We start from the raw sequence: 25,186 nt of genomic DNA, 5'->3' as shown, positions 1-25,186 counted from the left end.
CATCAGCTTTAAGGTGCCAATATGCAAGACGTCGAAGGCTATGTACATTCAGTAGAAACGGGCGGCAGTGTCGATGGACCCGGCCTGCGCTACATCGTGTTCGTTTCGGGATGTCCGCTTCGCTGCCTGTACTGCCATAACCCTGACACCATGAAAATGAAACGGGGCAAGAAGACCTCGGCCTTTGAAATTCTCAAGGATGTCGCAAGTTACCGAACCTATTTCAACACTGGCGGCGGTGGACTGACGGTCAGTGGCGGCGAGCCCCTCGCTCAGCCCGAATTCTTGAAAACCCTGCTTTTGGGGGCCAAGAAGATGGGCGTTCACACAGCGGTTGACACCTCAGGTTATCTCGGCACGAAAGTGGATGATGAACTGATGGATCTGATCGATCTGTTTCTGCTCGATATCAAATCCTGGGTTCCATCGACCTACAAGCACGTGACCGGTGTGGAACTGGAGCCAACGCTCGCGTTCGCGAAACGCCTCGCTGAACTGAAAAAAGAGGTATGGGTGCGGTTCGTTCTCGTACCGGGCCTGACAGACGCGACCGAAAACGTTGAAGGCGTCGCCAAGTTCGTTGCCAGCCTTGGCAATGTAACGCGGGTGGACGTGCTGCCATTCCACAAGATGGGAGAAAACAAGTGGCAGGACCTAGGTATGAAGTACCAGCTCTCAACAACGGAGAGCCCGACACCAGAGGCCACAGAAGCCGCGCGCGACATGTTCCGCAAGTACGGGTTGAACGTTCACTAGAACGTCATCATCATTGAGTTTTATAAAGGCCGGATAAAATCCGGCCTTTCCTGCTTTTAGGGCCTGCCAAGCAAAGCCAGAACTGCATCTCGATCAGGTTGAACATCAAACCCGAGGCGCTGACGAATGTCAGCAACAGACGCTACCCGCTCCGCGTTGTCTCGGGCTACCCGGCCATTTGCATGCCACAGGCTGTTTTCAAAACCAACGCGAGCATGACCACCGAGAGTCATGGCAGCGACAAGGCAGGCGGTTTCTCCCTGTCCAAAGGCGCAGACCGTAAACGGCCCTGTATCCGCAAGGCGCCGCCCCTCCCGCTTTACCTTTAGAAAATCCAACAAATCCAGAGGACTGCTCTGCTGTCCCTCAGAATAGCGGCCAAGAACAAACAGATGGGAGCCATATCCATTGGGTACGATGCCATCTTCGTGCAGGCGTGCCAAATTCAGCAACTCTTGTGGGCTGTACAGAATGTGCTGAACCGCGATATCTGCTTCCGCAGCAAAGGCGTAAAAGCGCTTTGCCACGTCCATGTCTTGGCTCATCTCAGCGATTGATACCGAAACCGCCTCCGGCATCACGGCCGCAACCACGTCCGCCTGTTCTTGAGGGGAATAAATCCCCACCGCTTCAGTTGTAATTTGGCACGGGATGTGCGGCACACGCTCCTGGAGGCCTTGCAGGAGCTCCTTATACCGTCCCGCATCCAGCACGTGGTTGCCGTTTTCATCTCGCACATGCAAGTGGAGAGCATTTGCGCCAGCCGCAACTGCTGAGATGCAGGTTTCTATCGTCTCTTCAACGCTGATCGGCACCGCTTCATGATCGTCTTTCGTGCGTCGGGCACCATTGGGCGCGCACATGATCATTCTGAAGCCTGTCATGGCATACCTGTTTCGCTCAAACTATCATTGATCGCCTGCTCGAGACGGTCAACGATCTCTTCAATCTGTTGATCTTCGACGATAAAGGGCGGCGCCAACATGACATGGTCTCCGTGCTTGCCATCAATCGTTCCACCCATAGGATAGCAGATCAAACCATGCTCAAACGCGTTCTTCTTGATGCGTGCGTGGAGACGAACTGCAGGCACGAAAGGCTCCTTGGTGTCCCGGTTCCAGACCAGCTCCAGACCAAGAAAGAGGCCTCGCCCGCGAATGTCGCCAATATGCGGGTGATCGGCAAACCTTTCACGCAACAAAGCCATTAGCTTTTCACCGGATCTGTTGATCCGTGGCATCATGTCCGCGCTGGTCAGTTGCTTGACAACAGCCAACGCTGCGGCAGCCGCCATCGGGTGACCAACATACGTATGACCATGCTGAAAGTACCCCGACCCCACCTCGATCGCGTGGTAGATTTCATCGGAGCAGATCATCGCCCCAACTGGCTGGTAACCTGCGCCCAACCCTTTGGCGATACAAACAATATCGGGTCTCACATGCTCCGCCTCAGAGGCGAACAGCGTCCCGGTACGCCCCATGCCACACATAACTTCATCAAGAATTAGAAGCACACCATACTTGTCGCAGATTTCACGTATCCGGCGAAAATAGCCAGGTGCAGCCGGTACTGCGCCCATGGTTGCGCCCACGACAGGCTCGGCCATGAAAGCCGCTACGGTTTCAGGGCCAACCCGTAAAATCTCGTTTTCCAGCGCATTGGCGGCTCGAATGCCATAATCTTCAAGGGATTCATGCACGCCCTTGTAGCGATAGGCATAGCACGGCTCAATGTGTGACATATCGAGCAAGAGTGGTTCGAACGGCTCTCGCCGCCACATGTTACCACCTGCCGACAAGGCGCCCAGTGTATTGCCATGATAGCTCTGCTTTCGGGCAATGATGCGCGAGCGCTCTGAGTCCCCTTTTTCCAGATGATATTGCCGCGCCAACTTGATTGCCGCCTCAGTTGTTTCAGATCCACTGGAGACGATATAGACGCGGCCCAAACCTTCAGGTGCAACCTCAATCAGAGCATCGGCCAACTCTTCGGCTGCGGCACTGGTAAAATAGGCTGTATGGGCAAACGCAATCTCGTCAAGTTGCGCGTGCAACGCTGCGCGCACCATTGCATTTGAATGGCCGAGGCACGAAACCGCCGCTCCACCGGAAGCGTCGAGATAACGTTTACCGTTCTCATCAATTATATAACTACCCTCACCTTTTACGGCGCGGGGCAAGCGCATGGCTGTATGCCGGGGGAATATGTGACTCATTGTCTTGTGCTTTTCGACTCGCAAGTCATACGTGTTTACACGCGGATATAAGCCCATATCATTTGCCAACAACAAGCCAATTCGACCCTGCTGTACCCAGATCACAGTGAATTTACGTCAACGACACCGGTCATAACGTCAACTGTGATCAACACCGGATTGCCACAATCTGTAAATCTCTCAGGAAAGCGCTGGAACAGCCAAGCCAACGACCCGCGATGGCGACTTGCGCCGCACCAGATAAACAGCAAGCAACAGGGTCAACGCTTCAGCCACTGGCAAAGCAATAAAGGCACCTGCCGGCCCGAACATGTGCACACCAACAAATATGAGAGGGATTGGCAATACCAAAGCCCGTGTAATGGCAACGAGCGCAGACTGACGCGCACATTGAACACCCGTAAAGTAACCGGTCAGCGCAATGTTGAGACCATTGAACAAGAACACCGGCCACACGTAAGCAATGAAGGAAAGCGTCAAAGCGGTTGTATGCTCGCTTCCCTCCTTGAGGAATACTTCAATTAACGCCTTCGGATATGCCAGAAGGACACCGACAATCAGAAGGCCAACCATCAAGTTTGTGGCCGCGCCAAGCGTCAGAAACTGCTTGATCCTGTGTGGTTTGCGGGCACCGTAGTTTACGCTCACCAGCGGCCCCAGCGCATCGCTCACGCCATAGCTCATCATGATTCCGATCGCCAGAATGTAGTTCACGATGGTAAAGGAGGCGACGCCCGGTGCCCCGAATTCCAGCATGAGCACCCAGTTGAACACGAAGGCCACAATGCCCGCCGATGTTTCATTTACAAACTCTGAAAAGCCATTGTAGGCCGCCCGGCCCAAGACGGACCAACTGCCCTTCGGACGCACAAATCTCAGGTTGGCATCACGTTTGAAAAGATGAACAATCAGAATACTGGAGGTCGCGATCTGAGAAGCACCGGTTGCAAGTGCTGCGCCCTTGATGCCAAGCCCGAGCTCTGCAATCAACACGTAATCCAACACCACATTGAGGCCGGCACCGGCCAACATGGCGCCAAGCGACAGCATCGGACGACCATCAACCCGCACGAAAATCATCAAGGCAATCGCCAGAGCAAAGAATGGCAGAAAGACAGATACATAGCGGATGTAGGTCACCACCAGTTCTGAAACCTCTGCATTGGCCCCAAGAAGAGCCGCCAACGGTTCCGCCCCTGCAAGCACCAAAGACATGAACAAGACTGCAAAAACCAACAAGACCGTCAGCGCCTTGGTGAACACCTGCGCAGCCAGCGTTGCACGCCCCTCTCCGATGTACTTGCCACAAATGACAGCAGCTCCGACAGTCAACATGATTGTGATGCCCATGAAAACCGCCATGAAGGGCAGCACCAGGTTAATCGCTGCGAGTGCGGCCGGCCCCACGTAGTTCCCGACGAAAATCCCATCCACCATGAACGCCGATTGCGCCGCGAGCAGGCTGAGCACGGAGGGAAGCGCAAAACTGGCAAACAGCACTACCGGAGAGGCTGATATGATTTTATTGTCTATTTTCATTGTGTTGCGCCTGATAACTATGCAAATTGAGCATCAACGATTTGGATTGAAGGGATATGGCGGTTTTTAAATTTGAACATTCGTTCAAGTTGAATTACACTTACCCTCAAAGTAAAATTTGGTCAAGCTTTCAGGAACTGAAATGTCGTACATGCCTCGGGCCGAAAGACGCCAGGCCATCCTTGAGGCCACATTGAAGCTGGCAACAGAAAATGGATTTGCAGGTCTGACTGCCAGAGCCATTGCCAGGGAGCTCGATGCGGCAACTGGCATCGTGCATCATCATTTCGAGTCATTGGAAGATTTGAAATGCGCCGCGTTTCGATATGCCAATGAAAACGGCTTTCACAAGCATTTGGAAAAAGCGCGATCAATGCCGCCACGAGACGGCATCCAGTTCATTCTTGCCTCATACCCTGAGCATGGAGAAGAGTTTGAAATTAGGATCTGGATGAGTGCGGGTGATGAATCTCTGCGCTCGGAGCAGATGCAGCAGGCTTTTACCGAATGTTACAACAGCACTCAGCAAGTGCTGACCGACATTATCGAAGCAGGACGGACACAAGGCGCATTCTCGCCCCGTCTACCCTCCGAGAAAGCCGCATGGAAACTATTGGGACTATCCTTCACACTCATGGATGTATCCTATCTCAAAGGCACCAACTTGGACCGACAAACTGCCCTGGAAATCATCTCCAGTGAAATTGACGAGACGCTCGGGGTTGAGCGCACCGAATAAGGCGAGACGCTAAAGCGCAAAAAGTGGTATCTAGACAGTTCGGCCCAATGCCCTAATTGGGCCGTTGGCATCAGGGGCAAAACCTATGAAAATTCTTATCTTGAATGGTCCCAATCTCAATCTTCTTGGCCTGCGCCAACCAGAAGTGTACGGACAAACGACGCTGGACGAAATCCATCAGGCCTGCCAAGCTCACGGCAAAATGTTAGGGGTTGAGGTGAAATGCGCACAGTCCAATCACGAGGGCGAGTTGATCGACTGGATCCACAAGACCCGCGCAACACCAACAGGGATCGTTTTGAATGCCGGGGCTTACACCCATACCTCCATTGCATTGATGGATGCGATCGCCAGCGTGGAGCGTCCAGTGGTTGAGGTCCACCTGTCAAACATTCATCAACGCGAAGAGTTCCGACATACCTCCTACATCTCCAAAGTGGCACGCGGCATGATTTGCGGCCTTGGCCCACATGGCTATGTGCTAGCCATGGACGCACTTGCCCAAGTGCTCAAGAATGAGAGTTGACCTGCCTGCGTTCGCAAGCGGCATTGCTCACGGAATACGTCGCAATTTCTTCGCTCTTCAAATCCCTTAGAGCTGGAGCCGCATTGGGCTTTTCGATGGAACATGAACCGGCCCCATCCGAGAGCACGGACCGATCTTGGGCTATTGGAGCCCGTGACCAGTAAATCAGGCGTGACAAAAACCAAAGCCCAACGGAGTGAGCCATATATTGCAGCATGCTTGAGCCCGTATGGCGGAAGGCTGCCATCCATTGTCCAAGGTTTCTCGCCTTGGCGCGCGGCCGGAATGTACACCAGTCGCCCACCATTTCCGGCAGAGCATTTGAGTGGTCTGCACTGAGCTTTCTGGTGAAGAACTGTTGCAATTGCCGCTGATTGGGGCGGCCATACCTCTTGGCGCGCATGTAGGCCAACTTGAAGTCAGAGCGCACCGATTGCCAATTCCCAGTCATGATACCACGGCGATCAAGAATGGCATCCACCGAAAGCCCTTTGAAAAGCCGGTGATGGGTCTGCCGGATTTCATCCGTTCCGTCATCGGCAGAACAGGCGGAAAGGCCAGTCACCAATACTTGCCGAGCACGCCACGCCTCAACTTCTTGTTCAAGTTGCCGCAATCGCCCTTCCTCAACAAGTTCAAGGTTTTCATCCAGCACATATCGGCTCTCTGTGACACCCGCCTGATGAGCCGTTGCAATCAAGGGCTCCGACCACGCGTCACCAAGTGGCCGCTCAACAATGACTTCGGGGCCGACCTTCTGTCCTTTTGAAAATCGGCGCTCCACCAGCCATTCAAAAAAACTGGCCCACGGCACACCCTCCGATGTGGTCGCACGGATAACACAGTGTTTCACAGCCATTGCTTCAAAAAGGCAGAGTGCCGTACTGACAGACGCTCGCTGCGCCTCGAACTCGCAACCGGGTCGCAGGTCGATGACTGGCCGATCCCAATTCCGGTCGTCTCCGTCAAGCGCAGCAGTCACGTTGTTCACGTCACATGGATAGTCAGGACGAATGGTGCCGCAATGCACATCCTCCAGTATTTCCTCCAAGTCCGCCTCCAGCGGCTCCCCCCAAACCACGGCAACATCAAGTGCCTGTGCCGCTTGGCGCAAATCATGCAGCCTTGTGCCTCCGGACTTCGCAAAGGCTGCCGGCACGACCCACATGGACGAGATCCGCCCCTGTTTGAAACGCCGGGTTAGTTCCTTGGTTCGGCAAAGTGTCTGGGGTGTCACCCCATAAAAAAGTACAAGGCCATCAGAGAATGCGCGCCACCAGTTTCTTGAGATCCTGCGTACAGGTACGGGGGAATGATGGTCTGAATACTTCGAGAGGTAAATTGCCATGGCCGGACCCAGGGGGCACCGGTCTTGGCACACTTGCAGAGCTCCATATAGCCTCTCAAGCCCTACGGATGGCGGCGCCCCGTGTTTGTACCGCCTGTACAACTGATCTGTGTGGCTATCACACGGCCGTATCACGCACACATGAAACCGGCTTCGTGTCATGGCGACCGCCGCGTAATACGGATCCTCCAACAACGCCATCACGCTCCCCCCAGTAGGACCATGGTGTTCCGAAACTTCGGACTACTCGTCGTCTCAAGGGTAACGTGCTATGCCGGGTCCCGAGCAGCTCTCTGATTATCGGGCTTGACTACAGCTAGTACTCAATCGTTTTCCGACTACGCATCTTTTTCGTTGAGGATCTTTGCTTTTTGCCCTCCAGCCGCCGTCGTTTTGAAGCCAGCGTGGGCCGAGTTGGCTTGCGCTTTTTCGGTACATAGCCCGCTCTTCGTATCAGGTCAAACAAACGCTCCAACGCGTCTTCGCGATTGCGCTCCTGTGTGCGAAACCGATCCGCTGTAAGAACCACCTCACCTGCATTGGTAAGACGACTACCTGCCAATGTTGCAAGACGTTTTTTGTGGGCCTCTGTCAGGGTTCGGTTGTGCTGCAAATCAAACCGCAGTTGTACCGCCGTCGAGACCTTGTTGACGTTCTGACCACCCGGCCCTGATGCCCGAATGAAGTCCATGTGAACATCATCCTTATGTATCGAGAAGCCATCGCCAGCGTCCATGTTTGGCCGATCAGTCATTGCAACAAAGGTCCATTCCCCATCACGTTCTCACAACGGTCTCCGCAGTCTGACAGCACGCATTGGCAATGCGTTTGCCAGCAAGAATACCCCGAAAAACCGCAGATCAGCCCCACAATACGGATATGATGGATCAGATCAACCCTCGCTCCGACCATCGACAACGGCTCGATTGCCCGCCAATCCACAAGCGCCTCTCACAAATAACATCAACATAAAGAAGCAAGACACTCAGTACGCGAGGTAAGGCTAGCAGATCACGGTTTCCCTATCTCGATCAGGAAAACGAATTCTGATCAAATGCCAATGCAGAACTCAAACAAAATACCATAAGATATTGAATAATATACCTTATTAACTTTCTTGTTTTACTCAGTTCTGGGTCACGCAACAGACTGGCTCCCACGTCTTGTTGCTGCTAGTGTGTCCACTTTCCCGCACACCATGAAGCAGACCAACCCCATGACCCCAAGCCGCGATATCACCCGTCTTCTTGAAATCATGCAGGCCCTGCGCACCCCTAAGACGGGTTGCCCCTGGGATCTGGAGCAAACGTACGAAACCATTGCTCCCTATACGATCGAGGAAGCCTACGAGGTTGCAGAGGCAATCAAGAACAACGACAGGGATGAACTGCGTGAAGAGCTGGGCGATCTTCTTCTTCAAGTAGTCTATCACGCACAAATTGCTTCCGAAGAGGATGCGTTTTCCTTTCCCGATGTTGTGGAGGCTGTCACAACCAAAATGATCCGCCGTCACCCCCATGTGTTCGGCGATGCTACAGCCCGGTCGCAAGGCATGGCGAAAGGCATGTGGGAACGGATCAAAGCCGAAGAACGCGCTGAAAAGGAATTACGTCGCCGCCAGAAAGGGCTGCCTGACAAACACCCCCTGTATTTGGACAGTGTTCCCAGTGCGTTCCCGGCGCTTACAGAAGCAGATAAACTCCAGCGCAAAGCCTCAAAGGTAGGATTTGATTGGGGCACTGCCGGTCCGGTTCTTGCAAAGATACGGGAAGAAATAGACGAACTGAGTGAACACGTGGAAGCCAACGAACCGGATCGCGACAAGCTGGAGGATGAATTGGGTGACGTGTTGTTTGCTGTTGCGAACCTGGCACGCCATTTGGATATATCACCGGAGCAAGCCTTGAAGCGCACCAACCAGAAATTTCGGAAACGGTTCGCCGCCATTGAATCCGGTGCAAAAATAGAAGGCCGCCCACTGGACGACCTGTCTCTTGATGAAATGGAAGCCTACTGGCAGGCAGCCAAAAGGCTTTGACGACCAAGCGCAATGCTACAGGGGCGAGAAGCCTTTCGACGAATCCTCACCGGGCTGGCCCGGCCCGGCAAGCGTTTGGTTATCATCAAAGTAAGTCCCGAACCGCTCGCGAACCGGCCCTCTATGGGCCTCAGGAACACGCACAACCATGTGAATGCCCTCTTCGTGATCGTCTCTCTCAAGCACCTCACAATGCTGATAGAGCCATGCCAACTCAGCTCCAGCACTGAGCGGCAACGTCAATGCAACGCTATCCAGCTTCTCGGTCAATCGGGCTTCAATACGCTCCAAAAGCATATCAACGCCCTCGCCGGTAATGGCGGACACCGCCAATGGCCCTTCGGTATCATTGCTCTCCTCAAGCAACTTTTCCCGATAGGCCTCATCGAGAAGGTCAATCTTGTTCCAGACCTCAATCACATGGTCAGCTTCGGATATGCGCAACCCCAACAACTCGAGGGTTTCGTTCACATCAGCAGCTTGAGCCCGCGTATCCTCGTGAGCGATATCGCGCACATGCAACACGATGTCCGCCTCAATCACCTCCTCAAGGGTGGCGCGAAAAGCGGCCACCAGATTGTGCGGCAACTCCGATATGAAACCAACCGTATCAGAAAGGATCACTTCTTTGCCATGAGGCAGTTTGAGCCGCCGCAAGGTGGGGTCAAGCGTTGCAAACAGCAAATCTTTTGCAAACACCTCGGACTGGGTCATCCGGTTAAACAGCGTGGACTTGCCGGCATTGGTATACCCGACAAACGCCACCACAGGGTGTGGCACCTTTTTACGCTGCTTGCGGTGTAATGCGCGGGTGCGCTGAACCTGTTCCAGTTCCTTTTGCAGGCGAGCAATGCGTTCTTGAATGATGCGTCGGTCCGCCTCAATCTGCGTTTCACCCGGCCCGCCAATAAAGCCCAATCCGCCTCGCTGGCGCTCCAGGTGCGTCCACGATCTGACAAGACGGCTCTTTTGCCAGGTAAGGTGCGCAAGTTCCACTTGCAACCGCCCTTCCTTGGTCTGAGCACGCTCGCCAAAGATTTCAAGAATGAGGCCAGTACGGTCGATAACCTTGGCTTTCCAGGCACGTTCAAGATTTCGTTGCTGGATCGGGCTCAAAGGATGGTCCACCACGACCAACCCGATATCCTCAACCTCGACCTGCAGGCGGATCTCTTCCACCTTACCGGAACCAAGCAATGTGGCGGGCTTGATGGTATTCAGCTTCACCAACCCGGAAGAAACGATATCCAGCTCAATGGCAGCCGCCAGACCTACAGCTTCTTCCAGACGCGCAGAATCGCTACGACCGGCACCGAATGGCCGGTCGTTCGATCTCGCGGAGCTATAAGCACCAGCATTTATAACGGGCACAACGACCAGTGACCGGGTTCCCCGGGTCACTTCGGTTTCACCGGCCTCCAAATTTGCGTCCATATCGGAACGATCACGATGAGGGCCGGTGTCTTTTTGGGATTGGGGCTTCAATCAGCCTCCTGCTTTCTCGCCTTCTTCGTCCTGCGGATCGAACAATTGTACAGGAGTGTTTGGCATGATTGTGGAGATTGCATGCTTATAGACGAGCTGGGAGTGCCCGTCGCGCCGCAGCAATACGCAAAAATTATCAAACCATGTGACGACGCCCTGCAGTTTGACGCCATTAATGAGGAAAATCGTAAGCGGTACCTTTTGCTTACGGACATGATTCAAAAATGTATCTTGAAGATTTTGAGCGCGGTCAGCCATCTCTCTTATTATCCTGTTTCTCGGCGGACGCGGCCGCGGCATCCACCGTGTTTAATGTTCCCATCCTCAAACGGTTCCTCTGACACCAACAAACACATGATTGCCCGAGTAAGATGTGAACCGCCCAAATGCCTGTCTTTGACTAATGCCCCCAAGAGCTTCCGCTTCAGGCAGCCGTGAGTTTAATCAACTCAGCTGCCTCATGAAACGTTTTTCTAAGCTCTATTGCAACCGGTCCCGGTGTCCCATCACCGATCACCTGATCGTCGATCTTGACGACCGGCATTACAACAAGCGAAGCCGAAGTAACGAAAGCCTCGCGTGCACTCTTGGATTCTTCTACGGTAAAAGCACGTTCTTCAACAGAAATTCCGTGTTTTTCTGCCAGTTTCATGACAACAGAGCGTGTAATTCCGCGCAAAATGCCGTGATCCGCAGGACGCGTTACAAGTTTCCCGTCGTTGAGAACAATCCACGCATTAGTAGAACCCCCCTCTGTAACGTAACCATCTTTATCCACAAACCATGCTTCTTTGGCACCGGCTTCCTTCGCCTTTTGTTTAGCAAGAACATTAGGCAAAAGTCCTACCGTTTTGATATCGACCCGGTCCCAACGATTCTCTGGCGTTGTAATAACGCTCATGCCCTTTTCTGCGGCCTTGAGCCCTTTTTCAATGGAAACGGACTTTGCGGACATGATCACGGAAGGGGCCACTTCTGGCCCGGGGAAAACGTGATCTCGCCGCGCCACACCACGGGTTACCTGAATATAAAGCAGACCATCGCGAACACGGTTGCGCGCGACGACTTCCTTCATGACCGTAACAAAGGCGACACGCGTCATGGGATGGCGAATGGACAGTTCATCCAAGGATCGATCCAGCCGATCCAGATGCGCTGTCAGATCAACGATCTGACCTTTCAAGATCTCACAGACTTCATAGACCCCATCAGCAAACTGGTAGCCTCTGTCTTCAATATGCACTGCAGCCTGCGAGTGCGGCACGTAACGGCCATTCACATAAGCCACCCGGCTCATTGTTCTCTCCTGTTTTATTATTGGGCCTCAGACAACATTGGGGGATGCAGGGCCCAAACGCGCCACACCCTGCACCATGATCCGAGTTACCACCTCTGCGCGAAGCAGTTTATAAGAGAACCATCAAATGTTTTGCTGCGTTCCGCTCATCCAACTCCTAGAAAAACTCAAGTGACACGCGGAACATCTGCTCCACCTGACGAACGCGTTCGGCAAGCGCGAAAATGACCACTCGGTCATTGGCCCTTATCTTGTCTTCACCGCTGGGTGTAATCACCTCGCCATTTCTGAAGATGGCCCCGATGCGAATGCCTTCCGAAAGCTCCACTTCGCGTAGTGGTGCGCCAACCAGGGGTGATGTCTCCAATGCCTCCGCTTCGATGATTTCCGCCGCGCCATTTTGAAGGGAATGCACCGACCGAATTCGACCACGCCGAACGTGTTGCAAAATCTTGGAAATCGTTACCTGTCGGGGATTTACGAATGTATCAATGCCCAATGCATGAGCGAAGGCGGGATAACTGGAGTTGTTCAACAACGTCAAATTGCGCTCACAGCCCAACTTTTTGGCCATCACGCAGGACAGAATGTTGACCTCATCCTCATTGGTCAAGGCAACCATCATGTCAGCGTCCTGAACATCAGCTTCCTGCAACAGAACCTGATCCAAGGCGCTGCCATGCAGCACGACCGTACGCCGCAGTTCGTCGGCAATGCTCATTGCCCGATCACGAGACTGCTCAATGATCTTGACCTTGGTCCGGACTTCACGGCCCTCGAGGCGTCGCGCGACATAAGCGCCAATATTGCCGCCCCCCGCGATGATGACGCGGTTTGCCTCGGGCTCTTCATGACCGAAAATCCCGAGTGTTCGGCGTACCTGATCCCGCTTGCTGCAAACGTAGACAAGATCACCCTCGCGCATCATGTCGCTGCTGTGCGGCACGAAAATTCGCCCATCACGCCAAACACCGACAACAACAGACTTCAGATCCGGAAAAAGATCCGTCAACTGGCGCAGCGGTGTGTCGATCACCGGACAATCCGCATGACAGTCAATGCCAACAACGACCACATTGTCGTCGGCAAACCGAACCGTCTCCATGGCACCGGGCAAAGACAACCGCCGCAACACCATTTCCCCCACCTCGATTTCCGGAGAAATGATCACGTCAATCGGCATGTTCTCTCGCGAAAACAGGTCTCGATAATGGGACTCCAGATAGCTTTGTGCGCGTACACGCGCGACCTTGGTAGGCACGTTGAACAAAGAGTGTGCCACCTGGCAAGCCACCATGTTGACCTCATCATACAAGGTCACGGCGATAATCATGTCCGCGTCAGACGCACCAGCCTGTGCCAACACGTCCGGGTGCGCGCCGTGGCCGACAAAGCCGCGCACATCCAGTGTATCGCGGATATTGTTGACCAACATGGGCGATGTATCGATAACCGATACGTCGTTTTGCTCCGACGCGAGCTTTTCGGCAATGCCATAGCCAACCTGGCCTGCACCGCAAATCACGACTTTCATGGTTCAGTCCTAGTATCCGCTCAAATTCGTCGCGCAGCCTATCACGAAAGGCCCAGAGATTTCAGCTTTCTGTGCAAGGCCGACCGTTCCATGCCCACATACTCTGCCGTTTTGGAGATGTTTCCACCAAAGCGGCTGACCTGCGCCTTGAGATATTCACGTTCGAATTGTTCACGCGCCTCGCGTAGTGGCAACGACATCAACTCCGTATTGGCACCTGATCCCGGCATGCTCGGCAAGGTCGACGCCACCTCCGACGGCAAAAGATCGGCCGTGATTACGGCATCCGGCTCACCGCGCGTCAAGATCATCAGTCGTTCCACATTGTTACGCAATTGGCGGATATTGCCGGGCCAGTCATGTGTCTGCAAAACAGCCATGGCGTCCTCGCCAATACGGCGCATGGGCAAACCCGTTGAGTTGGAGATTTGCTGCATGAAGAAGTGAATCAACTGCGGGATGTCCTCCCGTCGCTCTTCCAGTGCAGGGACGCGGATGGGTACAACGCCCAGCCGGTGGTAGAGGTCTTCCCTGAAACGCCCCTCGGCCACTTCTGATTCAAGATTGATTGCGCTCGACGAGAGAATCCGCACATCCACCTTCACCTTGGAGGAACCACCAACGCGGGAGAAGGTCTGATCCACGAGAACACGCAGGATCTTGTTCTGGGTCTCGCGCGGCATGTCGCTGATCTCATCCAGATACAACGTGCCACCATGGGCTTCCTCAAGCGCGCCAACCTTGCGCGCCTGTGTTTCGGTTTCCTCGATCCCGAACAATTCCTCTTCCATGCGTTCTGGCGTGATGTTTGCCGCACTCATGATGACGAAAGGCGCCTTTGACCTGGAAGAGGCCTCGTGAATTGTTCGAGCAACCAGCTCTTTGCCCGCGCCGGAGGGTCCTGTTATGAGCACCCGGCTATTTGTAATGGCGATCCGCTCAATCGTGTTTCGCAGGCTGTTCATGGCCGCTGACGATCCCACCAACTGGGCGGCATCCGTACTGCGCTGCTTCAGCTCCTTGATCTCGCGCTTCAAGCTCGACGCCTCAAGAGCACGCTCGGTGATCAACACCAACCGGTCTGCCTTGAACGGTTTTTCTATGTAGTCATAGGCTCCGCGTTTGATGGCGGAAACCGCTGTCTCGATATTGCCGTGCCCGGAGATGATCACCACCGGCAGATCCGGGTTCTGCTCCTTGATCACATCCAGAAGTTCCAGCCCATCGAGGCGGCTGCCCTGTAGCCAGATGTCCAGAATGACAAGCGAGGGACGGCGCTCCGCAATCGCTTCCAGCGCGCTATCGCTGTCCGAGGCGGTGCGGGCCGTGTATCCCTCATCATCAAGAATGCCCGCAATCAGCTCACGGATATCCGCTTCATCATCAACAATCAGAATGTCACTTGCCATGGCTTGAATCCACCACCTGTTCGGTCCGTTCACTATCACTGGATGAGTTGTAGGAAGCTGCAAGGCTCAGTCGAACCATGGCCCCATGCCCTCCGTCTGCCACAGACGGTGCGTCGAGCAGCTCAACACCCCCACCGTGATCCTCCATAATCTTTCTAACAATCGCGAGCCCCAAACCAGTCCCCTTTTCCCGAGTGGTCATGTAGGGCTCCAAAAGGCGTGTGCGCTTTTCGGATGGCAAGCCCACACCGTTGTCCACGACCTCGATGATCCGCTGCTCACCATTTGCATAGAGCTTGACACGAATGTCACCCTTCTCCTCAGCGCCATGTTGCTGCTGATACGCCTCCACGGCTTCGGTCGCATTCTTGATGACGTTGCCGACAGCCTGCCCGACGAGACGCGTGTCAAATCGGGCCATCATCGGCTCCTCTGGCACCTCGGTCTTGATCTGGATATGCGAGTTGGAAACCGACAGCATGAACGCAGATTCGCGCACGATCGCGCGTAAATCTGCGTTCTCGATACGCGGTTTTGGCATGCGCGCAAACGAAGAGAACTCATCGACCATGCGCCCGATATCGCCAACCTGACGCACGATCGTATCCACGCATTGATCAAACACGATTCGATCATCTTCATTGATACGCTTGCCATACCGTCGGCGAATGCGCTCCGCAGAAAGCTGGATCGGCGTTAACGGGTTCTTGATCTCATGGGCAATGCGACGGGCAACATCCGCCCAAGCCGAAATGCGCTGTGCCGCAACAAGATCCGTGATGTCGTCCAGCGTAACCACGAAGCCATGCTCGGACCGCGTAGATTCTTCTGTTGTGACGCGCACGTTGACCGTGCGTTCGCGCCCACCGCGAACCAAGGATATCTGAGCGTATTTGCGATGATCCCCGCGTCCGCTCAGAGCCTCTTCAACAGGTCCTTGCAGTTCCGGCACCACCTCACCAAGAGGCCGCTCCAGAAGCTCCTCTTCCTCCTGATCCAGAAGGTACAATGCGGAACGATTGATCAACGTCACGCAGCCCTCGTCGTCAATGCCGATGACGCCAGAGGACACGCCGGACAATACCGCTTCAGTAAACCTGCGTCGCTTGTCGATCTGATCATTGGCGGCAAGCAATGCGGCCCGCTGTCCGCGCAATTGCGAAGTCATGTTGTTGAAGGTCGTGCCCAGATTTGCAAGATCACCCGCCGACTTGTTGGTCTCGACCTCAACCAAATAGTTGCCTTTTGACACCTGATCGGCCGCACCGATCAGGTTTCGAATGGGCTTTACAAGATTGTTTGCAAATCCAAATCCCAGCCAAATGGAGGAGAGCAACAACACAAGAGCAACGCCCACATACACCAGCGCGAAGGCCAACTGCACGCCAAAGCGTCGCGCCTCCAACTCGGCATACTCGTTGATGCCTGCCTCTGCCAGACGTTGATATTCGACAACCCTCGGATCCAGGGCCCGTGTCACATACAAATAAAGATCATCATAAGCGGTGAGTTTCATCACCCCGCCGACGAGGTTTGAAACACCCGGCGCGATCAACACCGGCGCGCCCTCCTGTGCCTGCCGCATGGCCACTTCGGGCGGCAACAACGGTTCTACATCAGGATCGCGCAGAACCCGAGTGACCACCGTTCCATCGCGCTTCAAGATGTATGCGCCCAGCAACCCCCTGACCCACGTCTGGGTTTCAAAAAAACGATCGAACCGAGAAGGTTCATAGTGATACGCGTTGCGATTCAGGTCCACGTCATTGACCATGGCGATCAAGGTGCTGCGCAGCACGTTTCCATGCTCTTGAACATACGCTGCGGCAACCGACTGCGCGTTACCAATAATCTGACGTGTGCGTTCCTCGAACCACCTGTCCAACCCCTGATCCAACGTTATCGTGGCAACAACGGCCACCAGTATGGCCGGAATAGCCGCGACCAAAGAAAACAGCGTTACAATGCGCACATGAAGGCGCGCCGCAGCACGCCCGCGTTTTCTGGCCTTCAGAAGCTTGAAAAACTCCCAAAAAATGAGCGAAATCAGAACCGCCACGAGAAGGCTGTTCCATATCAGCGCTGCGTAGACAACGTTCGTCCCCGGAACAAGCGGGGTCAGGCCCATCAAAACGGTAAAGGATACTGCAATGGAGATCAGCGAGACGATCACCACCAGTAGACCGGCCAGACGCGCACGTGACCCCATAAGGCCGGATTTGCGCTCCACACTATTTGAAGTTGCTTTGAATATCATGGGGTCAACAGCCTGCTGCAGCCTGCGTCGCGGAAGAAAACATAGTTGCACCATTAGCACACATGTTGCGCATAGGCGACACTGACTTCATTGGGGAAGCCGTGGTTTGGGGAAAAGAAAGCCGCACCTTGGAAGAAAGGCACGGCTCATGCAAACACTATTGCTCACATTCAAGTGGTTGCGGGTCAACGCGAAGTCCGGATCACCTGAACATCAAGATCCCGGATCTTCTTGCGCAACGTATTGCGGTTTACGCCAAGCAATTCCGCTGCCTTGATCTGATTGCCGCGCGTGGCTGCCAACGTGGCACTTATCAGAGGGTATTCCACTTCACGCAGGATTCGGTGATAGAGCCCCGGAGGCGGCAAATCCTCCCCAAAGCTGCCAAAGTACTCGCCCATGAAACGCTCCACGGCACTGCTCAAGTCCTTGTCCGCCGCAGGTTCGTCGCTGACTGTGGTCATGGATGGTTGGCTCAGTTCCAGATCAATCAAGCTTGAGGTGATGACGTCCTGCGGATAAAGCGCGGCCAGCCGCCGTACCAGATTCTCCAGTTCACGGACATTGCCGGGCCAGCGATAACGTCGCAACTTCTCAAGCGCGTTCAACTCGATCTGCTTGGCTGGCAGCCCTTCCTTTTCAGCCATGGCAAAGAAATGTCGGACCAGGTCAGGAATATCTTCCGTACGCTCCCGCAACGGCGGCAACCGAATGGGAACAACATTCAAGCGGAAGAACAGGTCTTCACGAAACAGGCCTTGCCCAATCAGGTGCTGAAGATCCTTGTTGGTGGCAGCAATGATGCGAACGTCAGTCTGTATGGGCGTGCGCCCACCTACTGTGGTGTACTCACCCTGCTGAAGGACACGTAGAAGCCGAGTTTGAGCCTCCATTGGCATGTCGCCGATTTCATCGAGAAACAGCGTACCTCCATCTGCTTGCTCAAAGCGACCAGAGGAACGCGCCTGAGCCCCAGTGAAAGCTCCCTTTTCGTGACCAAACAACTCAGATTCGATCAAGTCCTTGGGAATAGCTGCCATATTGACCGCCACGAAGGGCCCATTGCGCCGTTTGCCGTAGTCATGCAGCGCCCGAGCGACAAGCTCTTTCCCTGTACCGCTTTCTCCGTTGATCATCACGGTAAGATCAGTCTGCATCAGCCTCGCAAGAACCCGATAAATCTCCTGCATGGCAGGCGAACGGCCAACAAGCGGAATGTTGTCCTGCCCCTCTTCACTTGCAGGTACACGACGCGACTTCGGTTCAGCCAGAGCTCTACCGACGATACCGGTCAACTCCTTGAGGTCAAACGGCTTGGGAAGGTATTCGTACGCCCCCTGCTCGGAGGCCTTGATTGCCGTCATGAAGGTGTTTTGCGCACTCATGACGACCACCGGCAGGTCTGGACGTAGCTTTCGAATACGCGGTAGCACGTCGAACGCATTTTCGTCCGGCATGACAACATCCGAAATCACCAGATCTCCTTCACCTGAACTGACCCAACGCCATAACGTGGTTGCATTCGACGTCAGCCTGACCGTGTACCCTGCGCGTGACAAAGCCTGATTGAGCACGGTGCGAATGGCAGCATCGTCGTCAGCTACCAGAATGGTTCCGCTTGGCATAACGTTTATTCCTGTCTCTCTGGTTCATCCTCGACCTGTGAATAGGCCGGCATCAGAATGCGGAAAGTCGTCCCCCGCCCGGTACTGTCACATTCAATGACACCGCCGTGGTCGCCCACGATCTTTGCAACAAGCGCCAAGCCGAGACCCGAACCGTTTGTCTTGGTGGTGATGAACGGCTCAAAAAGGTGGGGCAATAGATCTTGAGGTACGCCCGGACCATTGTCCTTGACGCAAAATTCAAGGGGCAGACTGACACGTTCACGCACTCCGGGGACGGATAGCCGTACGCCCGGACGGAACGCAGTCGTGATTGTGATCTCCGCATCATGGGTGGTTGCCAAGGCTTCGCTCGCATTTTTCATCAGATTCAAAAAGATCTGAACAAGCTGGTCCTTGTTGGCGAAAACAGGCGGCAATGAGGGATCATATTCCTCAACAATGCGGATGTTCTTGGCAAATCCGTTTTCTGCAAGCTGTTTCACCCGGTCCAACACCACATGAATGTTAACCGGCGCACGATCAATCGGACGTTCATCGGAAAACACTTCCATCCGATCAACCAGCTTCACGATACGATCAGCTTCCTCCATGATCAGCCGTGTAAGCGCACGATCCCCCTCATCTGCCGAGCTTTCCAGCAGTTGAGCCGCACCCCGAATACCTGACAATGGGTTCTTGATCTCGTGCGCCAGCATGGCCGCCAGACCAGTAACCGTGCGCGCGGCACCCCGTGATGTGAGCTGTTTATCCAGCTTTTCCGCCATGGTGCGTTCTTGAAACAACAAGACGACGGACTCAGGCTGATCGCTCAAAGGCGAGGCATGAATGTCCACCAGTTTCTCGCTACCAATACGCGGCGATCCGATATCCACCTTGTATTCGTTGACTGGAGCCCCCCTTTCCTTCACCTGCTGAAGGAGATTGAGCAAAGGGCTCCCAAAGGGCACGAAGTAGGACAAATCGTGACGCTGCATCACCGACAAGCTGGCTTGAAAAAAACTCTCTCCAGCTGCATTGGCTCGGCTGATACGACCATCCGGCCCAACCACAACAACGGGGTGCGGCAGCGAATCCAGCACCTGTTGTCCCGTAATCGACTGCACTATCTTCAATGCCCCCTATGCTGTGTCTTCATCAGGCTGCGCTCTTCACCCGGCCTGAAGTCTGGGTAAACACATCTTTCAATGTGGCAAGAACCCAGTCCGGCTCCGTCGATGTCATGAGCCCGCGCATTACCTCCGGCGCGACCTGACCTTTTTCCAAATTCGACTCGATATACCAACCAAGATGCTTGCGTGCGGCACGCATGCCCACATGAGCGCCGTAGTGTTGCAGCATCGCGGTATAGTGTTCGCTCACGAGATCAGCGAGCGCCTCGCCACAAGGCGCTTCCAGCTCTTCTCCAGTTTCCAGAAAGTGGCCGATATGGCCGGGAAGCCATGGTTTGCCATAGGCAGCGCGCCCGACCATCACGAGGTCCGCACCGGATTTGTTCAGCATGGTCGTCGCATCTTGGAAACTGCAACAGTCACCATTCGCGACCAACGGCACATCGACGACCTCACGAACTTGCGCAATCGCCTCCCAGTCTGCCTGCCCCTTATAGAATTGCTGGCGGGTTCTTCCGTGAACGGTAATCATCTGGACACCCGCATCTACGGCGCGACGCGCAAGTTCAGGTGCGTTGATGGAGGTCTCATCCCAGCCCAAACGCATTTTCAGCGTCACAGGCACGCTCACCGCCTTTACGGTCGCCTCTACAAGCGTCAGCGCATGATCCAGATCTTTCATCAAGGCAGATCCGGAATAGCCACTTGTAACTTTTTTTGCCGGACACCCCATGTTGATATCAATGATGTCCGCCCCAGCTTGCTCAGCTAGGCGTGCACCTTGCCCCATCCAGTGAGGTTCTCTGCCAGCCAGTTGGATAACATGAGGCGCGATCCCCTCACCCTCCGCACGCATGAGGGATTCAGGATGCCCAGTCACCAACGCTTCACTGGCCACCATTTCACTGACGACAAGACCTGCGCCATAGCGCCAGGCCAGCCGACGAAACGGCAAGTCGCTGACCCCGGACATGGGGGCCAGAACACTCCTGTTTCTGAGAGGTACAGAGCCGATCTTGATCATGGTCGCGTGAGGGGCATCCGAGCGGGGTGCACATTCCGTATGCATCTACAATTATGCCTATATTCTAATCAGTCATCGAAATCAAGCATGTGATTTCCACCTCATACTATCCGCGCATATTGAGCGCGCGCCCGAAATACGCCAATAAGACAAGCAAAACAACCACACCTGCAGCGTGACGCGACGTCCATACGCAAAACGTGGCGCTCGGAAGGATCAAGCAAACCTTGAAACAGAATTTGCAAAGCATTGCGCTGATCGTGGCCGCAGGACGCGGCTCGCGGATGATGACGGAGACTGATTCCAGCCCCAAGCAGTATCGGGATCTGGTGGGTAAGTCGGTGCTCCAAAGGACCTGCGAGCAGTTCATCGCCAATCCGCGCATAGACCGGGTACTTTGCGTCATACATGCAGATGACCGCGATCTCTTCCAAACTGCGACCGCACGTCTGGACAGCACCAAACTGCTGCCGCCGGTCACAGGCGGCGCCGAGCGTCAGGAATCGGTGCGCCTTGGACTGGAAGCCTTGGCGGACATGAACCCGGACTACGTACTCATTCATGACGGTGTGCGGCCATTTGTCTCTCAAGAGGTAATCCTGCGAGTTCTGGATCATCTGGACAGCGATCACCCCGCGATCCTGCCGGCGGTCAAGGTAAGCGATACGCTCAAGACACGCGGTGCAACAGGACACATCGAAGGCACAGTGGACCGCAGCAAGATATGGGCGGCACAAACGCCGCAAGGCTTCGCGTTTGAAACCATACTGAATGCACATCGCACGGCGCTCGCCACCGACCAACATCACTTCACCGATGATACGGCACTCATGGAACATAATGACGTTCCCGTGCTGATTGTTGAAGGCGATGGAGCGAACATCAAACTCACCACACCTCAAGACATGGAACTGGGGCGCAAGCAGCTCCGAATGGAGGCCACTCACATGCTTTCCGATATCCGGACTGGAACGGGCTATGATGTGCATGCATTCGAGGAAGGTGACGCTGTCCTTCTTGGCGGTGTTGAAATCCCCCATAGCCGAAAGCTGAAGGGCCATTCTGATGCTGATGTCGTGCTGCACGCGATTACGGATGCCCTGTTCGGAGCTTTGGCCGACGGTGACATCGGCTCTCACTTTCCGCCATCCGACCCGAAGTGGAAAGGCGCAGCTTCCGACCAGTTTCTGGTTTATGCAGTTGACCGCCTCAAGGCACGAGGAGGCAAATTGGCCCACGTGGATGTAACTGTGGTCTGTGAGCGCCCCAAAATCGGTCCGCACCGCGACAGCATGCGCGAACGCATCAGCCAGATCTGTTCGCTGCCAGTTGACAGGGTGGCCGTAAAAGCGACAACCTCCGAAAGACTTGGCTTTACAGGACGGGAAGAAGGTATCGCCGCCTTGTCTACGGTAACAATCCGCCTGCCTTTACCCGACGACTATTGGGACGCACATGACTGACCTGACGCCGCTTCGCGAAGCAGCCCAAATGCTCATTTCGGTTTGCACCGCCAAAGGAGCGATGGTTGCGACGGCTGAATCTTGTACCGGAGGCCTCGTTGCAGGGATCCTCACAGAGATTGCCGGCTCTTCTGCTGTTCTGGATCGTGGGTTTGTAACGTATTCCAACGAAGCCAAGAACGAGATGATCGGGGTGCCAATGGACCTGATCAAAAACCATGGCGCGGTGAGCGAGCCTGTAGCAAAGGCCATGGCAGAGGGCGCATTGGCACGCTCGCGGGCAGACGTTACGGTCTCCATCACCGGCATTGCCGGCCCCGGCGGCGGATCGGATGAAAAACCGGTCGGCCTCGTCCATTTCGCCGCGATGACCCGGACTGGTCACTCGGAACACCGCGAAGTTCGCTTCGGTGATATCGGACGGGAACAGGTTCGTCTCAAGTCAGTTGAGACCGCACTCGATCTTCTGACAAAAGCGACCGAGCGCCTTTAACGGTTTAGACATACCTCACAGCGACTATGACGACTTGTCGTTTTAGTCGTTTTTTTAGCTGGATTATCATGAAGCCGCTTGTTGTCGCCCTGCCCCTGTTCCTTCTTTTCGCACTTCCAAGTGTGGCAGATGAGGTGTACATGATTGCCCGAGATACCGAGGGCACTTTCATTGGCAGTCACAAGATGTTTGATTCTGAAAAGGAAGAACACAAGAAAGTCACGCTCTGCGGCTCAGACTTCTGGCTCCGCCCCTACACCGCTGTCTGGGCAAAGTGGGAGGCTCAATCCGGCAGAAAAGTAACGCTTGAAGGCAACCACGAGGGCCGATGGGATATTCTGTGCAAGAACCCGACCGAGCAAATCACACTGCGCCAGGTCGGCGTCTACGTCTCGTTGAAGGATGCAATGCTCAACGCGCAGAACATCACCACAGACCGGCGCAATCGCTTCAAGGCAATCCGCGAAACTTTCAACGAGCGCGGCTTTGGCAGCGACAACGACGACGACAAAAACACCCCGCGGCGCGTGATGCCCTTCGACGCTGAGTGATACTATTCCCTTAAAGGACTGTCAGGCGCTGCCATAAACCTCATCGGCTCGTGCTTCAAAAGCCGCCGAAAATTTGCGGAACGCACGATCGAACATCGTACCCATCAAAGCGCTCAGGGTCCGGCTCTTGAACTCGTAATCAATGTAGAACGAGATATCGCAGCCTTCCGCCTCACGTGGCAAGAATGTCCAACGATTTTCCAGATGCTTGAAGGGGCCATCCAGATACTCAACGAGGATCTGCAGTTCTGCCGGATCCAGCGTAACCCGGCTCGTAAAGGTTTCGCGGACAACCTTGTAGGCAACCGTCATGTCCGCAATAAGCATCTCGCGTTCGCCCTCAAGCTCGCGGCGCCCGCGGACAACCAAGTTCTGACAGAGCGGCACAAACCGGGGATACTGCTCCACATCCGCAACGAGATCAAACATATCTCGAGCCGAATGCTGAACCCGGTGCACTGTTTTAAATGACGGCATGCTTTCCTATTCCGCAGGACTGAGTGGCTAGGCTGGCCTCCACATACTGCACGGAACCACCAAAGCCAAGGGATGCAACCCGCACCCCATCGACTGTCCACACGTCAAATATGTCACAATTCCCTGAGGAGAATCTAAACACAAAAGGGCCGAACGCAACCGCCGGCCCTTTCAAACTTCAATGACCTATCAGTGACCCAGCTTTGCTGCCCGAGCCTTTTTCAAGTCTTCAAAATCGGAACCCGCATGGTGCGACGACCGTGTCAACGGGCTTGCAGAAACCTTGAGGAAGCCCTTGGAATACGCAATGCGCTCATAAGCCTTGAACTCTTCTGGCGTCACGAACTTCATCACCGGATGGTGCTTTTTCGTCGGCTGCAGATACTGACCCACTGTCAGGAAATCCACATCAGCCGAACGCAGGTCATCCATAAGCTGAAGCACCTCGTTACGCTCTTCGCCAAGACCCACCATGATGCCGGATTTGGTGAACATGTTCGGATCCAGTTCCTTCACGCGCTGCAACAGGCGGATGGAATGGAAGTACCGCGCACCTGGCCGCACCTTGAGATAGTTGGAGGGCACTGTTTCCAGATTGTGGTTGAAAACGTCTGGTTTTGCATCAACGACGATTTCAAGAGCGCCATCCTTGCGCAAGAAATCCGGCGTCAACACTTCCACGGTCGTTTTTGGCGAAACCGTGCGGATCGCATTGATCACGTTTGCGAAATGGGTCGCACCGCCGTCATCCAGATCGTCCCGGTCGACCGAGGTGATCACCACGTGCTCAAGGCCCATGCTCTGAACGGCTTCTGCGATGTGTTGCGGTTCACTCTCGTCAACTGCTCCGGGCATCCCGGTGCGCACATTACAGAACGCGCAGGCACGCGTGCACGTGTCGCCCAAGATCATGAAGCTGGCGTGCTTCTTGGACCAGCATTCACCAATATTGGGGCAACCGGCTTCTTCGCAAACCGTCACGAGCTTCTTGTTACGTACCAGCTCATGGGTCTCGCGATAGACTGGCGATGTTGGCGCCTTCACCCGGATCCATTTCGGCTTACGCTGCACCGGGTTGTCCGGGCGATGGGCCTTTTCCGGGTGCCGCGGGCGTTCAGCGCCGGCAGCTGCTCCAACCTGTACAGACGCAGCTGCATCCTTTTCAGGTGTGGCGGAACGATTATTAAGTGTATCTACGATGGTGACCATGGCACTCACATGCTTCTTCAGGACAGAAAGGTCAAGGCCTTTTCCGTCGCAAAGAGGAAAAGCTTCGATCCGGTCGGCGTCAGCGG

General features: G+C 54.7%; 23 protein-coding genes. 7 read left to right on the top strand and 16 right to left on the bottom strand.

Annotated features, from left to right (window positions below; genetic code table 11):
• Positions 1–21 precede the first annotated feature (21 nt).
• A complete protein-coding gene (gene pflA / locus G512_RS0106285; RefSeq protein ID WP_028480976.1) occupies positions 22–756 on the top strand; it encodes a pyruvate formate-lyase-activating protein in 735 nt (244 codons plus the stop codon).
• Positions 757–812: 56 nt separating this feature from the next.
• On the opposite strand, the gene G512_RS0106280 is transcribed toward pflA, so the two are convergent.
• The 3 genes from G512_RS0106280 to G512_RS20210 form a co-directional block, all read right to left on the bottom strand.
• On the bottom strand, positions 813–1,640 hold the full coding sequence (locus G512_RS0106280; protein ID WP_028480975.1) for a BKACE family enzyme: 828 nt from the start codon (positions 1,638–1,640) through the stop codon (positions 813–815).
• Complete coding sequence (locus G512_RS0106275) at positions 1,637–2,974, bottom strand: aspartate aminotransferase family protein (protein WP_028480974.1); 1,338 nt, start codon at positions 2,972–2,974, stop codon at positions 1,637–1,639. Before G512_RS0106275 ends, G512_RS0106280 begins: the two co-directional genes overlap by 4 nt.
• Positions 2,975–3,154: 180 nt before the next feature.
• Positions 3,155–4,513 (bottom strand): MATE family efflux transporter, encoded by a 1,359-nt coding sequence (locus G512_RS20210; RefSeq protein WP_036488713.1) that lies wholly within the window; start codon positions 4,511–4,513, stop codon positions 3,155–3,157.
• Positions 4,514–4,655: 142 nt separating this feature from the next.
• On the opposite strand from G512_RS20210, the gene G512_RS0106265 reads away from it, so the two are divergent.
• Together G512_RS0106265 and aroQ are read left to right on the top strand one after the other, a co-directional pair.
• Positions 4,656–5,252: a TetR family transcriptional regulator gene (locus G512_RS0106265; RefSeq protein ID WP_028480973.1), complete on the top strand. Its 597-nt coding sequence runs from the start codon at positions 4,656–4,658 to the stop codon at positions 5,250–5,252.
• An 85-nt stretch (positions 5,253–5,337) separates the two neighbouring features.
• Positions 5,338–5,778, top strand: a complete 441-nt coding sequence (gene aroQ, locus G512_RS0106260) for a type II 3-dehydroquinate dehydratase (protein ID WP_036488711.1) — start codon at positions 5,338–5,340, stop codon at positions 5,776–5,778.
• Here aroQ and G512_RS0106255 read toward each other — a convergent pair.
• Together G512_RS0106255 and arfB are read right to left on the bottom strand one after the other, a co-directional pair.
• The gene (locus tag G512_RS0106255) at positions 5,762–7,126 is read right to left on the bottom strand and encodes a hypothetical protein (protein WP_143181406.1); all 1,365 of its coding nucleotides are present in this window, start codon (positions 7,124–7,126) and stop codon (positions 5,762–5,764) included. The genes aroQ and G512_RS0106255 overlap by 17 nt on opposite strands.
• Positions 7,127–7,442: 316 nt before the next feature.
• Entirely contained in the window at positions 7,443–7,880 is a 438-nt protein-coding gene (gene arfB, locus G512_RS0106250; protein WP_081657384.1) for an alternative ribosome rescue aminoacyl-tRNA hydrolase ArfB, read from the bottom strand.
• A gap of 462 nt (positions 7,881–8,342) precedes the next feature.
• Between arfB and mazG the strand changes: the two genes are divergently transcribed.
• On the top strand, positions 8,343–9,164 hold the full coding sequence (gene mazG, locus G512_RS0106245) for a nucleoside triphosphate pyrophosphohydrolase (RefSeq protein WP_028480969.1): 822 nt from the start codon (positions 8,343–8,345) through the stop codon (positions 9,162–9,164).
• A gap of 15 nt (positions 9,165–9,179) precedes the next feature.
• On the opposite strand, the gene hflX is transcribed toward mazG, so the two are convergent.
• The 9 genes from hflX to dusB form a co-directional block, all read right to left on the bottom strand.
• Complete coding sequence (hflX, locus tag G512_RS20205) at positions 9,180–10,649, bottom strand: GTPase HflX (RefSeq protein WP_081657383.1); 1,470 nt, start codon at positions 10,647–10,649, stop codon at positions 9,180–9,182.
• The gene (gene hfq / locus G512_RS0106235; RefSeq protein WP_028480968.1) at positions 10,650–10,907 is read right to left on the bottom strand and encodes an RNA chaperone Hfq; all 258 of its coding nucleotides are present in this window, start codon (positions 10,905–10,907) and stop codon (positions 10,650–10,652) included.
• Positions 10,908–11,073: 166 nt separating this feature from the next.
• Positions 11,074–11,946 carry a D-amino-acid transaminase gene (locus G512_RS0106230; protein ID WP_028480967.1) on the bottom strand — a complete coding sequence of 291 codons (873 nt, stop codon included), beginning with the start codon at positions 11,944–11,946 and terminating at the stop codon, positions 11,074–11,076.
• Between the two features lie 157 nt (positions 11,947–12,103).
• Complete coding sequence (gene trkA, locus G512_RS0106225) at positions 12,104–13,480, bottom strand: Trk system potassium transporter TrkA (protein WP_028480966.1); 1,377 nt, start codon at positions 13,478–13,480, stop codon at positions 12,104–12,106.
• Between the two features lie 41 nt (positions 13,481–13,521).
• The gene (gene ntrX, locus G512_RS0106220; protein ID WP_028480965.1) at positions 13,522–14,889 is read right to left on the bottom strand and encodes a nitrogen assimilation response regulator NtrX; all 1,368 of its coding nucleotides are present in this window, start codon (positions 14,887–14,889) and stop codon (positions 13,522–13,524) included.
• The gene (locus G512_RS0106215) at positions 14,879–17,146 is read right to left on the bottom strand and encodes a sensor histidine kinase NtrY-like (protein ID WP_028480964.1); all 2,268 of its coding nucleotides are present in this window, start codon (positions 17,144–17,146) and stop codon (positions 14,879–14,881) included. Before G512_RS0106215 ends, ntrX begins: the two co-directional genes overlap by 11 nt.
• Before the next feature lie 185 nt (positions 17,147–17,331).
• Positions 17,332–18,771, bottom strand: a complete 1,440-nt coding sequence (gene ntrC, locus G512_RS0106210) for a nitrogen regulation protein NR(I) (protein WP_028480963.1) — start codon at positions 18,769–18,771, stop codon at positions 17,332–17,334.
• 5 nt (positions 18,772–18,776) lie between these two features.
• Complete coding sequence (locus G512_RS20200) at positions 18,777–19,868, bottom strand: two-component system sensor histidine kinase NtrB (RefSeq protein WP_051269040.1); 1,092 nt, start codon at positions 19,866–19,868, stop codon at positions 18,777–18,779.
• A 40-nt stretch (positions 19,869–19,908) separates the two neighbouring features.
• Positions 19,909–20,907, bottom strand: coding sequence for a tRNA dihydrouridine synthase DusB (gene dusB / locus G512_RS0106200; protein ID WP_051269008.1), 999 nt, complete (start codon positions 20,905–20,907; stop codon positions 19,909–19,911).
• A gap of 227 nt (positions 20,908–21,134) precedes the next feature.
• On the opposite strand from dusB, the gene G512_RS0106195 reads away from it, so the two are divergent.
• The 3 genes from G512_RS0106195 to G512_RS20195 all read left to right on the top strand — a co-directional run bounded on the left by G512_RS0106195 (position 21,135) and on the right by G512_RS20195 (position 23,414).
• Positions 21,135–22,370, top strand: a complete 1,236-nt coding sequence (locus G512_RS0106195) for a bifunctional 2-C-methyl-D-erythritol 4-phosphate cytidylyltransferase/2-C-methyl-D-erythritol 2,4-cyclodiphosphate synthase (protein ID WP_143181407.1) — start codon at positions 21,135–21,137, stop codon at positions 22,368–22,370.
• On the top strand, positions 22,363–22,863 hold the full coding sequence (locus G512_RS0106190) for a CinA family protein (protein WP_028480960.1): 501 nt from the start codon (positions 22,363–22,365) through the stop codon (positions 22,861–22,863). The genes G512_RS0106195 and G512_RS0106190 overlap by 8 nt, the downstream gene beginning before the upstream one ends.
• Before the next feature lie 68 nt (positions 22,864–22,931).
• Positions 22,932–23,414 carry a hypothetical protein gene (locus G512_RS20195; RefSeq protein ID WP_036488700.1) on the top strand — a complete coding sequence of 161 codons (483 nt, stop codon included), beginning with the start codon at positions 22,932–22,934 and terminating at the stop codon, positions 23,412–23,414.
• 21 nt (positions 23,415–23,435) lie between these two features.
• Here G512_RS20195 and G512_RS0106180 read toward each other — a convergent pair whose 3' ends face one another.
• Entirely contained in the window at positions 23,436–23,891 is a 456-nt protein-coding gene (locus G512_RS0106180; RefSeq protein ID WP_028480959.1) for a type II toxin-antitoxin system RatA family toxin, read from the bottom strand.
• A gap of 189 nt (positions 23,892–24,080) precedes the next feature.
• Entirely contained in the window at positions 24,081–25,100 is a 1,020-nt protein-coding gene (gene lipA / locus G512_RS0106175; RefSeq protein WP_028480958.1) for a lipoyl synthase, read from the bottom strand.
• Between the last annotated feature and the right edge of the window lie 86 nt (positions 25,101–25,186).

The sequence above is a fragment of the Pseudovibrio exalbescens DSM 16456 genome, from assembly GCF_000422785.1.
Lineage (GTDB): Bacteria > Pseudomonadota > Alphaproteobacteria > Rhizobiales > Stappiaceae > Pseudovibrio > Pseudovibrio exalbescens.
This window is presented reverse-complemented; position numbering and strand designations above follow the sequence as displayed.